The following is a 10,855-nucleotide window of genomic DNA, read 5'->3' as shown; positions in this document are numbered from 1 at the left end:
CATCCTGCCGCTGTTGATTACCGTGGTGATGTACCTGCTGGTGGAAGCCAAGGCCAAGGCGTTGCGGATAGAGAAAAAACCCAAGTGATTTTGTGCTGGTTGTGAAGACGCCTTCGCGAGCAAGCCCGCACAAGGTCTGTTGGTGGATGCAGATTCTATGTACACCCTCGATCCATGTGGGCTTGCCCGCGAAGGCGTCCACAAGCACACCGCAAATCACTCGGATTGAATAATGCTCAACCGCTCCCCCACCACCATCTCGGTAATCCAGCCAACGAGGATCGAGGTGTAGGCCTGCTGCGAAACCGGGTCGCTCAGCGCATGGTCGGCACCGTCGATAATGCGGTGAGTCAGCGAGTGCGTCTGCTGGCAGGCCGCGCGGTAACTCATGATCGTCGCGTGGGGCACGTATTCGTCGGTCTCGGACTGCACCAGAAGCACGTCCCCGGTGAATTGCGAGCAAGCATGCAGGGCACGGTTGCTGTCGGCACGCACCAGGGTGCCTCGGTAATCACGCAGATCCAGTTTGTCCAGATCGCGTTTCGGCGTGTGCCATTGCTCGTCGCGATACAGCGCCGGTACCCGCAGCGCCAGCCAGCGAACGGGCCTGAGCGAGGTCAGAATCGAGGCCAGATACCCCCCGTAGCTGGTGCCGACCACGGCAATGGCCGAGGTATCGAGGGCCGGGTGTGCGAGCAAGCGGTCATAGGCCGCCAGCAAGTCGCGCAAATTGTCTTCCCGGGTCACCCGGGACAATGGTATGCCGGTGCCACCGGTATGCCCGCGCAGGTCGAAGGTCAGGCACACGCACCCCAACCCGGCGATACCTTTGGCGCGCTCCAGATCCCGCTCCTGGCTGCCGCCCCAACCGTGCACAAAGAGCACGCCGGGAACTTTCGATTTGGGACTCAGGAAGGTCCCGCTCATCTGTTCGTCGTCGATGTCGATCTGAATGGATTCGCTTCTAGCCGTCATAGGGTTTAACCGTCACGTACTTGAGGAGAAAGTCACCGGACTGCGCCGGCCCGCGGTACACCTCGATGGCGTCCGCCGGCAGCGGCTGATTGGTATAGGTTTCCACCGAAGACACACGAATAGCGCACACCCCCGGATCGTCGGTGAAACGCTGCAATGCCGCCACTTCGGCGCTGCTGGCACCGCCTATGCGCCAGGATTGTTCGAGCACGCCACTGCGCGGCCGGCCGTCGCTGGCGATGCCTTGGGCGATATCGTAGTTGCGCCGCGAGGCATAAAAACCGGGGTAGGCTTCATCCGCCGCCCTGTCGAACACCTGTGCCTGATGGATCGCCAGGCGCACGTCTTCCGGCAGATCCAGTTTCAACAATTCGTCATAGCCGCCCGGCACCACCAGCAAGTTGGATCCGCCATACACCTGTTCACCCTGAGCGTCCTCGGTCAAGTATTGATCACCGCAGTAACTGAGTACCTTGTCGCCGATAAAACTCTGGCCGACGCTGTGGGTGACCACTTGGTCCAGGTCCTGTTCGAGTACCACGCCTTCGCCGAACGTAGCCTCAGCCTCTGACCTGGCAAGCAATTCATCGAACTCGTCGAGGCTTTTGATCACTTCCTGACCACGTCCGGCACAGGCATGAATCGGCTTCAGGCGGATCGGCCCGGTGTACAACAGATGCTCCGCCGCCGGGCGCGCATCCTTCAGGGAGAACACGCTGAGACCGTCGAGCACCACACTGCGCACCCGCTCGGAAAACAACGGCGCCCAGCCTGGCGGCGCATGGGCGTGGCGGTTGAGCAATCCGTGACTGATGGCTTTGGTGCAGATGAAGTCGTGGTCGACATAACCGCCCCACAAATCCTCCGGCCCCTTGACCCCCAGTTGCCGGGCTGCCGCAGTGCCCACCAGGGTCTGGGTCGGCAACAGGTAGAGGTCCTGCCCGTCATGCAACTGCGGGTCGTAGCTGCCGCCGTATTTAAGCCCCAGTATCTGCGCCAGCCAGCGGGCCAGTGCACGATTGGTTTCAACTTCGTGTACTGGCGCGTCGGCGAGCACCGAATGGGCGACCACCAGCTTCCTGCGGTTTGTTGGGGTCATGCATCCCCCTTCAATCGACGCTTGATGAATGTAGCTCAGAGGTGCAGAGATCAGGCCAAGCTAACCTGAGGGGAAAGGGTTTTCAAATCAGCCTGTTGCGCAGTAAGTGATGGCATGATGCCTGTTTTATTCTGCACGACGCCCTTTGATTTTCCGGCATTTTGCACGATTCCAGCCCACACAACCGACCCTGTGGGAATCGAGGTGATGCGACTAGCGTGCAACCGATCCAGGGCTCACCCCAAACCGCGTCCGATAATCACTCGGCGCCAACCCGGTGATTTTCTTGAACGTCGCACGAAACGCCCCAGGGTCCTGATAACCCACGGTCCAGGCGATGTGGTCGATGGTACCGTTGGTGAATTCAAGCATTTCCCGGGCCTTGCCGACTCGCAGATGCTGGCAGTATTCCGTGGGTTTGAGCCCGCTGGCCGCGCGGAAGCGGCGCAGGAAGGTGCGTTCTTCCAGGCCTGCCTTTTCGGCCATCGCCGCTAGCGACACATCGGTCGCCCCGGTGCTTTGCAGCCAGTGTTGCACCTTGAGGATCGCCGCATCGCCGTGGCTGAGGATCGGCGCAAAATTGCTGCCGCACTCACTGGCGCTGTCGCTGTGTTCCACCACCAGAAAACGTGCGGTGTTGGTGGCGATGCTCGGCCCCAGCAGCCGGTTGACCAGGCGCAGACCCAGTTCTGACCAGGCCATCAGCCCGGCGGTGGTAATCAGGTCGCCGTCATCGACAATCGGCGTATCGGCCTTGAGCCTGATCGCCGGGTAACGTTCAGCGAAGGCTTTGGCCGAGGTCCAGTGGGTGGTGGCGCTGCGACCGTCGAGCAGACCGCTTTCGGCCAGCAGGATAGACCCCACGCAAACCCCGCCCAGCGTCGCGCCACTGGCATGTTGTTCGCGCAACCAGCGGATCAATCCCTGTGGTGCCTGGCTTTCGGAAAAACCGGCAATCGACGGCGGAATCAACACGGCCACCAAGGCGCGCACCGGACCGGAATGACTATCGAAGATCCGAACCGGCGCCTGATCGCCTTCAACCTGCCAATGGCTGACCCGCAACAGCGGCAACTGTGCAGACTGATGTTCGGCGGCGATCCGATTGGCCACCCCGAACAAATCCGTCAAGCCATGCACCGCCGCCATCTGCGCGCCGGGATAGATCAGCACGCCGATTTCGGCGATTGCCCTTTCTGCGTCCATTGTCAGTTTTCCCCCTTCTATTGTCGGTGCGGCCAATCCCCGGATCGCCTGCCACAGCCAATACTTCATTCCACGCCAACACACACTTCGAGGAAACAGTCATGGCCAAGCAAGCGCTCATCGTAGTCGATATCCAGAACGACTACTTCCCCCAAGGCAAGTGGCCGCTGGTCGGTGCCGACGCCGCCGCAGACAACGCCGTCCGCCTGATCAAGGCCTTCCGCGATGCCGGTGATTCAGTGGTGCATATCCGCCACGAATTCACCTCCGAAGAGGCGCCGTTTTTCACCCCGAACTCTGAAGGCGCCAAGCTGCACCCGAAAGTGCTCAACCGTGCCGACGAACCGGTGGTACTCAAACACTTCGTCAACTCGTTCCGTGAAACCGAATTGAAATCGATCCTCGACGAACAAGGCATCAAGGAGCTGGTGGTCGTGGGCAGCATGAGCCACATGTGCGTCGACGGTATCACCCGGGCGGCGGCGGATTTTGGTTATACGGTCACCGTGATCCATGACGCCTGCGCCACCCGAGACCTGGAGTTCAATGGCGTGACGGTTCCGGCGGCGCAGGTTCATGCTGCGTTCATGGCGGCCCTGGCGTTTGCGTACGCCAGCGTGGTGTCGACCGACGAGTTCCTGACAGGCAGCCAGAAGGTGTAAACCCTATTCAGGACGAGACAGCAAATATGAAAAAGCCCATGGCCTCACACGTCATGGGCTTTTTATTGCCAGTGAGTCTGGACGATCTGCATCGAACGCAATACCGACAGAACCCTGGAAAGGCATGCCAAAGCCAACAATGTCTCTACTCCCAACGCATACGCGGGGGATGTTGCCTTCACCCATGCCACTTTCTGGATAACTCACTGGAAGCCTGAACAATGAACAGCATGAATATCAGCACTGACCGCCTGTCGAAAAAAACATCCCTCGGATTCACCACCATGGCGATCGGGACCTACGGCATTTACTTCGCCCTCGCCGTTATCTACTTCTGGTTCGGCGGAATGAAATTTACCCACTATGAAGCGGAGGGGCTAGTGCCACTGGTGAGCAACAGCCCCTTCCTGGGATGGGTCTATGACCTTTTCAGCGTCGATCTGTTTTCCAGTTTGCTCGGTGTCCTGGAGATTTCCATTGGTGTCCTGATTGCGGGCCGCCTGCTGTCGCCAAAGCTTTCATTGATCGGAGGCGCCTTGTCTGCCGGGCTGTTTTTCACCACCTTGAGCTTTATGTTCTCGACACCCGGCGTGATTGAGCCCGGCCTTGGTTTCCCGGCCATTACGGTCGCGCCTGGCCAGTTCCTGCTCAAGGACATCGGCTTGCTTGCCGCCTCCCTGTTCGTGGCCGGCCATTCGCTGACCAGACTGGAAACCCCTTGAGCTGCCAGCTTCATCCGCCGATGGCCTGAATCAGCTCGATGCATTCAGGTCATCGTCAGCAAGTACGCGGCCCTCAACGGCCAGGGATTTCATCCAGCCCCGTGGACTGCAGCCGGTCTTGCGGCGAAACGCACGGGCAAGCGCCGACGGACTTTCATAACCTACCTCATCGGCGATCAGCGTAATCGGCCGCCCTTCCCGCAGGCGCTTCTGCGCCAGACTGATGCGCCAGCTCAGAAGATAATCCAACGGTGTTTGCCCCAGGACCGCGCGAAAATGCACCGCATAAGCGGCGCGGGACATGTTCGACTCATTCGCCAGCTCGGCCACGGACCAGGCCCGTTGAGGCTGGTTGTGCATCTGCATCAGCGAGCGCGACAGCCGCACATCGGCCAACCCGGCCATCATGCCGGTGCTCAACTGCTGGTGGTCGAGCAAATGCCGGAACAGCAGAATGATCAACAGCTCAAACAAACGATCAAGCACCGCCTCCCTGCCACAATGCCCGGAGCCAGCTTCATCGAACATCCATCTCAGGGTGTCGGCCAGCAACGGCAACTCATCCAGAGGCAATACCAGAAGATCGGGGAGCGAAGCAGATATCGGATTATTCGCGCCACCGTCGAACAGCATCGACGCACATAACAGCCGGGCGCCTTCAGTGTCACTGGCGATGAGCTGATGTCGGCTGGGGCGCGGCAGAAAAATCAGGCTGGGGCGAGTGAGCAACAACTCACTCCTCCCTGGGCCTTTCAACGTGACAGAGCCGGCCTGCAACAGGTGAATATGACCGCGCTGGTCGGCGCCATCGTAGGACGCCACGCCGCAAAGCATGCCGCTGTAAAACAGGTTTGCTCGCACGCCGAACTGTGACAACAACGTAGACAGGCGATCCATAGGGCAACTCTGCTCAAGGTCTGGACCTGTAGCAGAGTATCACTGCGCACTGGCGGCTGGACGGTCCTCGATCCCGGCGAGGAATGCCCTGGTAAAAATGCAAAAAGCCCGGCATCCATAGGGAGGCCGGGCTTTTTCAGGTTCTATTCTTTGGTGAAAGAATCAGAACGGGATATCGTCATCAAAGCTGTCGAAATCCGGAGCCGGCTGAGGAGCTGCCTGCTGTGGAGCCGGGCGCGACTGCTGCGGTGCCGACGGCTGTGGACGCGGAGCCTGCTGGCGTGGCGCGGACTGCTGGTAGTTGTTACCGCCGCCCTGGCCCTGCTGTTCGCCTTGTGGACGGCCGCCCAGCAGTTGCATGGTGCCTTGCATGTCGACCACGATTTCGGTGGTGTAACGCTTGATACCGTCTTTTTCCCACTCGCGGGTCTGCAGCTTGCCTTCGATATAGACCTGCGAACCTTTACGCAGGTATTCACCGGCGATTTCCGCAACCTTGCCGAACATCGACACACGGTGCCATTCGGTCTTTTCGACTTTCTGACCGGTTTGCTTGTCGGTCCACTGTTCGCTGGTCGCCAGACTCAGGTTGGTCACGGCGTTACCGTTAGGCAAGTAGCGAACTTCGGGATCCTGGCCGCAAGTGCCGACCAATATGACTTTGTTAACCCCACGGGCCATAACGTTCTCCTAGGCTACGCACGCTGCCCCGGCCGGGTTGTTCACCAGGCACTCAAGGGTGGTGCGATCCAATAGTTCGGTGTCCAGTTTGATGTAAATCGCCGCCTCTTCCGCGACGATGACTGCATCTGTTACCCCTACGACCGCCATCAGGCGCTCGACCAGACCCGCTTCGCGGATCGCCTCTGGCGACAACGGCAAGCGCAGGCTCGTGACGTAGGGAGGTTCGCGCATGGTAACAGCAAAGGCCAGCCAGAGGGCAGCCAGACCGGCGCATCCGAGGAACACAACCGACAGACCGCCATGCTGGAACAGCCAGCCGCCAAGAATGCCGCCCAATGCCGACCCGAGGAACTGGCTGGTGGAATAAACCCCCATCGCAGTGCCCTTGCCGCCGGCCGGTGAAACCTTGCTGATCAGCGATGGCAACGAAGCTTCCAGCAGATTGAATGCGGTGAAGAACACCACCGTACCGATCACCAGAGCCCGCAAGCTGTCGCCGAACTGCCAGAAGAATAGCTCAGTGAGCATCAGCGTCACGACGGCGCCGAGTAAAACTCGTTTCATTTTGCGTTTCTTCTCGCCGTAGATAATGAACGGGATCATGGCGAAGAAAGAAATCAGCAGCGCGGTCAGATACACCCACCAGTGCTGCTCTTTGGGCAGCCCGGCTTTCTCGACCAGCGCCAGTGGCAAGGCGACGAAGCTGGACATCAACATCGCGTGCAACACAAAAATGCCCAGGTCCAGGCGCAGCAGATCCGGATGCTTGAGGGTCGGGATCAACGCCTGGCGCGCGACCCTGGACTCACGGTGCTGCAACGGGCCGGTGGAGCGCGGCACCATGAACATCACGATCACGATGCCGAACAGCGCCATGCCGCCGGTGGCAAGGAACAGCCCGGACAACCCGAATGCACGGGTCAGCAGCGGGCCGACCACCATGGCCACCGCAAACGACAGGCCGATGGTCATGCCGATCATGGCCATGGCCTTGGTCCGGTGCTGCTCACGGGTCAGGTCGGACAGCAAGGCCATGACGGCCGCGGAAATCGCCCCGGCGCCCTGCAGGATCCGCCCGGCGATCACGCCCCAGATCGAGTCGGCATTGGCTGCCAGCAGACTACCAAGGGCAAAGACGATCAGGCCCAGGTAAATCACCGGGCGGCGACCGATGCGGTCGGAAATGAAACCGAAAGGAATCTGGAACACTGCCTGGGTCAGGCCATAGGCGCCAATCGCCAGACCGATCAGGGCCGGCGTGGCTCCGGCCAGATCCATCCCATAGGTCGCCAGTACCGGCAACACCATGAACATGCCAAGCATACGGAAGGCGAACACCAGGGCCAGCCCGCTTGCCGCGCGGGTCTCGCTGCCACTCATGCGCTCGCTGTGGGGATCGTGCATGGAAAAACCTCATGTGAACCGGCGGCGATTCTACCAGTCCCATCGATTGGCAGGGTATATCGCGACGCTTTGACGCGCATTGCTGACACACTCTTCATGTAAGACAGTAGCCCACTCGTTTGATAGTGTGCATCCATCCAGTATTTGGCCGTATACTCCTACGTTTTCGACGCCCGCCGAGCGAGGCCACCTTGGACAAGATCCTGATTCGTGGGGCTCGAACCCACAACCTGAAGAACATCGACCTGACCCTGCCACGGGACAAGCTGATCGTCATCACCGGCCTGTCCGGCTCCGGCAAGTCGTCCCTGGCGTTCGACACCCTGTACGCCGAAGGTCAGCGCCGCTACGTCGAATCTCTGTCGGCCTACGCCCGACAGTTCCTGTCGATGATGGAAAAGCCTGACGTCGACACCATCGAAGGCTTGTCGCCGGCAATCTCCATCGAACAGAAGTCGACCTCGCACAACCCGCGCTCGACGGTGGGCACCATCACCGAAATCTACGACTACCTGCGTCTGCTTTATGCTCGCGTGGGTATTCCCCGCTGCCCGGATCACGACATCCCGCTGGAAGCGCAGACCGTCAGCCAGATGGTCGACCTGGTCCTCGCCGAGCCGGAAGGCAGCAAGCTGATGCTGCTGGCGCCGGTCATTCGCGAGCGCAAAGGCGAGCACCTGTCGGTTTTCGAAGAGCTGCGCGCACAGGGCTTCGTCCGCGCCCGAATCAACGGCAAGCTTTACGAGCTGGACGAAGCGCCCAAGCTCGACAAGCAGAAAAAACATACCATCGATGTCGTGGTCGACCGCTTCAAGGTTCGCGCCGACCTGCAACAACGCCTGGCCGAATCCTTCGAGACCGCGCTGAAACTGGCGGACGGCATCGCCCTGGTGGCACCGATGGACGACGAGCCGGGTGAAGAGATGATCTTCTCCGCACGCTTCGCCTGCCCGATCTGTGGTCACGCCATCAGCGAGCTTGAGCCAAAACTGTTCTCCTTCAACAACCCGGCCGGCGCTTGCCCGACCTGCGATGGTTTGGGGGTAAAGCAGTTCTTCGATATCAAGCGTCTGGTCAATGGCGAACTGACCCTGGCCGAAGGGGCTATTCGTGGCTGGGACCGGCGCAATGTCTATTACTTCCAGATGCTCGGTTCGCTGGCCTCGCACTACAAGTTCAGCCTGGAAGTTCCGTTCAACGAACTGCCGGCCGATCAGCAGAAATTCATCCTGCACGGCAGCGGTTCGCAAAACGTCGACTTCAAATACCTGAACGACCGTGGCGATATCGTCAAACGCTCGCACCCGTTCGAAGGCATCGTGCCGAACCTGGAACGCCGATACCGCGAAACCGAATCGGCATCGGTGCGTGAAGAGCTGGCCAAGTTCCTCAGCACCCAGTCGTGTCCGGACTGCCGTGGCACCCGCCTGCGGCGTGAGGCGCGGCACGTGTGGGTCGGCGAGAAAACCCTGCCGGCGGTGACCAACCTGCCGATCGGCGATGCGTCCGAATATTTTGGCGGGCTCAAGCTCACCGGCCGGCGTGGCGAAATTGCCGACAAGATCCTCAAGGAAATCCGCGAGCGCCTGCAGTTCCTGGTCAACGTCGGCCTCGACTATCTGTCGCTGGATCGCAGCGCGGACACCCTGTCCGGTGGCGAGGCCCAGCGTATTCGTCTGGCCAGCCAGATTGGCGCCGGGCTGGTGGGCGTTCTGTACATCCTCGACGAACCGTCCATCGGCCTGCACCAGCGCGATAACGACCGGCTGCTGGGCACCCTCAAACACCTGCGCGACATCGGTAACACGGTGATCGTGGTCGAGCACGACGAAGACGCGATCCGTCTTGCCGACTACGTGGTGGACATCGGCCCGGGCGCTGGCGTGCACGGCGGGCATATCGTCGCCGAAGGCACACCGGCCGAGGTCATGGCGCACCCGGACTCGCTGACGGGCAAATACCTGTCGGGCCGGGTAAAGATCGAAGTCCCGGCCAAGCGCACACCACGCAACAAGAAGCGGACGCTGTCGCTCAAGGGCGCACGTGGCAACAACCTGCGCAATGTCGACCTGGAAATTCCAATCGGCCTGCTGACCTGTGTGACCGGCGTGTCCGGCTCTGGCAAATCGACGCTGATCAACAACACCCTGTTCCCGCTGAGCGCCACGGCGCTGAACGGCGCGACCACGCTCGAAGCTGCCGCCCACGACAGCATCAAGGGCCTGGAGCACCTGGACAAGGTCGTCGACATCGACCAGAGCCCGATTGGCCGTACACCGCGTTCCAACCCGGCGACCTACACCGGATTGTTCACACCGATCCGCGAGTTGTTCGCCGGCGTACCGGAGTCCCGCTCCCGGGGCTACGGGCCGGGGCGCTTCTCCTTCAACGTCAAGGGCGGCCGCTGCGAGGCTTGTCAGGGCGACGGCCTGATCAAGGTCGAGATGCACTTCCTGCCGGACATCTACGTGCCGTGCGACGTGTGCAAGAGCAAGCGCTACAACCGCGAGACCCTGGAGATCAAGTACAAGGGCAAGAGCATCCACGAAACCCTCGAGATGACCATCGAGGAAGCGCGGGTGTTCTTCGATGCCGTACCGGCCCTGGCGCGCAAGCTGCAAACGTTGATGGACGTCGGCCTGTCGTACATCAAGCTGGGGCAATCGGCGACCACGCTGTCCGGTGGTGAAGCCCAGCGGGTGAAACTGTCCCGCGAACTGTCCAAGCGTGATACCGGCAAGACCCTGTACATCCTCGACGAACCCACCACAGGGCTGCACTTCGCGGATATCCAGCAACTGCTGGACGTGCTGCATCGCCTACGCGACCACGGCAACACAGTGGTAGTGATCGAACACAACCTGGACGTGATCAAGACCGCTGACTGGCTGGTGGACCTGGGTCCGGAGGGTGGTTCCAAGGGCGGGCAGATCATTGCCGTCGGCACGCCGGAGGAAGTGTCAGAGATGAAGCAATCTCATACCGGTTACTACCTCAAGCCGCTGCTGGAACGTGATAGGGCTTAACCGGGCCCCATGAAAAAGCCCCTGTCACTTCATCAGTGACAGGGGCTTTTTTGTGGTTCTTCACGGATTACCGGGAAAGACGCTCTTGATCTTCATGAAAAAGAATTCGCTGTCCCGGTAACCGTACGCCATCCGCTTGATGACCTTTATTCGATTGTTGATGCCTTCCAACTGGCCCGT

10 protein-coding genes are annotated in these 10,855 nt (G+C 60.4%); 3 read left to right on the top strand and 7 right to left on the bottom strand.

The window, feature by feature from the left end; translation table 11 throughout:
* Positions 1 to 216: 216 nt before the first annotated feature.
* The 3 genes from BSF44_RS28420 to BSF44_RS28410 all read right to left on the bottom strand — a co-directional run bounded on the left by BSF44_RS28420 (position 217) and on the right by BSF44_RS28410 (position 3,280).
* Positions 217 to 975, bottom strand: a complete 759-nt coding sequence (locus BSF44_RS28420; protein WP_095946324.1) for a S9 family peptidase — start codon at positions 973 to 975, stop codon at positions 217 to 219.
* Entirely contained in the window at positions 965 to 2,074 is a 1,110-nt protein-coding gene (locus BSF44_RS28415; protein ID WP_095946323.1) for a DUF3182 family protein, read from the bottom strand. The genes BSF44_RS28420 and BSF44_RS28415 overlap by 11 nt, the downstream gene beginning before the upstream one ends.
* 213 nt (positions 2,075 to 2,287) lie before the next feature.
* The gene (locus BSF44_RS28410; RefSeq protein WP_095946322.1) at positions 2,288 to 3,280 is read right to left on the bottom strand and encodes a GlxA family transcriptional regulator; all 993 of its coding nucleotides are present in this window, start codon (positions 3,278 to 3,280) and stop codon (positions 2,288 to 2,290) included.
* Between the two features lie 101 nt (positions 3,281 to 3,381).
* On the opposite strand from BSF44_RS28410, the gene BSF44_RS28405 reads away from it, so the two are divergent.
* On the top strand, positions 3,382 to 3,942 hold the full coding sequence (locus BSF44_RS28405; RefSeq protein ID WP_095946321.1) for a cysteine hydrolase family protein: 561 nt from the start codon (positions 3,382 to 3,384) through the stop codon (positions 3,940 to 3,942).
* 221 nt (positions 3,943 to 4,163) lie between these two features.
* Entirely contained in the window at positions 4,164 to 4,664 is a 501-nt protein-coding gene (locus BSF44_RS28400; protein WP_095946320.1) for a YkgB family protein, read from the top strand.
* Between the two features lie 30 nt (positions 4,665 to 4,694).
* Here BSF44_RS28400 and BSF44_RS28395 read toward each other — a convergent pair whose 3' ends face one another.
* From BSF44_RS28395 to BSF44_RS28385, 3 genes are all read right to left on the bottom strand, one after another.
* A complete protein-coding gene (locus tag BSF44_RS28395; protein ID WP_095946319.1) occupies positions 4,695 to 5,561 on the bottom strand; it encodes an AraC family transcriptional regulator in 867 nt (288 codons plus the stop codon).
* Positions 5,562 to 5,723: 162 nt separating this feature from the next.
* Positions 5,724 to 6,242, bottom strand: a complete 519-nt coding sequence (locus BSF44_RS28390) for a single-stranded DNA-binding protein (RefSeq protein WP_095946318.1) — start codon at positions 6,240 to 6,242, stop codon at positions 5,724 to 5,726.
* Positions 6,243 to 6,251: 9 nt separating this feature from the next.
* Positions 6,252 to 7,649, bottom strand: a complete 1,398-nt coding sequence (locus BSF44_RS28385) for an MFS transporter (protein ID WP_095946317.1) — start codon at positions 7,647 to 7,649, stop codon at positions 6,252 to 6,254.
* 191 nt (positions 7,650 to 7,840) lie between these two features.
* On the opposite strand from BSF44_RS28385, the gene uvrA reads away from it, so the two are divergent.
* Positions 7,841 to 10,675: an excinuclease ABC subunit UvrA gene (gene uvrA, locus BSF44_RS28380; protein WP_095946316.1), complete on the top strand. Its 2,835-nt coding sequence runs from the start codon at positions 7,841 to 7,843 to the stop codon at positions 10,673 to 10,675.
* A 60-nt stretch (positions 10,676 to 10,735) separates the two neighbouring features.
* Here uvrA and BSF44_RS28375 read toward each other — a convergent pair.
* The coding region (locus tag BSF44_RS28375) for a transposase (protein WP_141228961.1) at positions 10,736 to 10,855 on the bottom strand (120 nt) is incomplete at its 5' end.

The organism is Pseudomonas sp. ACN8 (genome assembly GCF_002303925.1).
Taxonomy (GTDB): Bacteria; Pseudomonadota; Gammaproteobacteria; order Pseudomonadales; family Pseudomonadaceae; genus Aquipseudomonas.
This window is presented reverse-complemented; position numbering and strand designations above follow the sequence as displayed.